The sequence below is a fragment of the Sphingomonas sp. CCH15-F11 genome (assembly GCF_001557005.1).
GTDB lineage: Bacteria > Pseudomonadota > Alphaproteobacteria > Sphingomonadales > Sphingomonadaceae > Sphingomonas.
The window spans coordinates 1-1,511 of sequence record NZ_LSKG01000041.1 but is presented as its reverse complement, the minus strand read 5'-3'; the positions used below and the strand labels follow the sequence as shown (position 1 = coordinate 1,511).

Annotated in this window: 1 protein-coding gene; it reads left to right on the top strand. The window is 61.0% G+C overall.

Annotation, left to right across the window (positions count from 1 at the left end):
• Positions 1-73: 73 nt before the first annotated feature.
• Positions 74-1,437 (top strand): IS3 family transposase gene (locus tag AX709_RS04385; RefSeq protein WP_443026326.1). Its coding sequence is split into 2 segments (ribosomal slippage): positions 74-421 and positions 424-1,437, totalling 1,362 coding nucleotides; the frame shifts between segments, so codons are not numbered across the junction.
• Positions 1,438-1,511: the final 74 nt, after the last annotated feature.

Genomic DNA, 1,511 nt, shown 5'->3' with positions numbered 1-1,511 from the left:
GCACCAATGGCACAGATTTGAGGTTGTGATTTAAGGAGGATCTGGGCTTCGTCGTAGTGACGAAGGAACGAAGATGAAGCCCAGATCCTCGAATGTAAAATCGCTCGCCAAGGCCCCAGCAGAGCGGGTAGTGAAGGACATCCGCCGACAGACCCGGCGCCACTTTTCGGCCGAGGACAAGATCCGCATCGTGCTGGATGGCCTGCGCGGGGAAGACAGCATCGCCGAGCTATGCCGCAAGGAAGGCATTGCCCAGAGCCTGTATTACACCTGGTCGAAGGAGTTCATGGAAGCTGGCAAGCGCCGCCTGGCCGGCGACACCGCCCGTGCCGCGACCACCGGAGAGGTCCAGGATCTGCGCCGCGAAGCCCGGGCCCTGAAGGAATGCGTGGCCGATCTGACACTGGAAAACCGTCTGCTCAAAAAAAGCATGGTCGCGGATGGGGGCAACGACGAATGAGGTATCCCGCATCCGAGAAGCTCGAGATCATCAGAACCGTCGAGCAGTCGCACCTGTCGGCCAAGCGCACGCTGGACCAACTCGGCATCCCTCGTCGGACATTCTACCGCTGGTATGATCGCTACCTCGAAGGCGGGCCGGAGGCGTTGGAAGATCGGCCATCGGCGCTGAGCCGGGTGTGGAACCGCATCCCGGCGGGCATCCACGACCAGATCATCGAGCTGGCGCTGGAACAGTCTGAGCTGAGCCCCCGGGAACTGGCCGTACGCTTCACCGATGGGCAGCGCTACTTCGTGTCGGAATCCACGGTTTACCGCTTGTTGAAGGCCCACGACCTGATCACCAGCCCGGCCTATGTCGTGATCAAGGCTGCCGATCAGTTCCACACGAAAACCACGCGGCCGAACGAGATGTGGCAGACCGACTTCACCTACTTCAAGATCATCGGGTGGGGCTGGATGTATCTGTCGACCGTGCTCGACGACTTCTCACGCTACATCATCGCCTGGAAGCTGTGCACCAACATGCGAGCCGAGGACGTCACCGACACGCTGGACCTCGCCCTGGCGGCTTCTGGTTGCGACAGCGCCACGGTGCTGCACAAACCCCGGCTACTCAGCGATAATGGCCCCAGCTACATCGCGGGTGAGCTGGCGGAATACATCGAGGCCCGGAAGATGAGCCATGTCCGCGGCGCCCCGTGTCATCCCCAAACCCAGGGCAAGATCGAGCGCTGGCACCAGACCCTGAAAAACCGCATCTTGCTGGAAAACTACTTCCTGCCCCGCGACCTCGAAGCCCACATCGAGACCTTCGTCGAGCACTACAATCACCAGCGATACCACGAGAGCCTGGCCAACGTGACGCCTGCCGACGCCTACTTCGGCAGGGCTCCGGCAATCATCAAACTGCGCGAAAGGATCAAGCGACAGACCATCGATCATCGGCGCTTGCAGCACCGCAAGTTCGCCGCCTAACATCAACCCCCTGACGAGGTCCGCACTCCGCTAATCTACGCCGCGAGTTGTGCCGAATGTTCTGACGACGGACA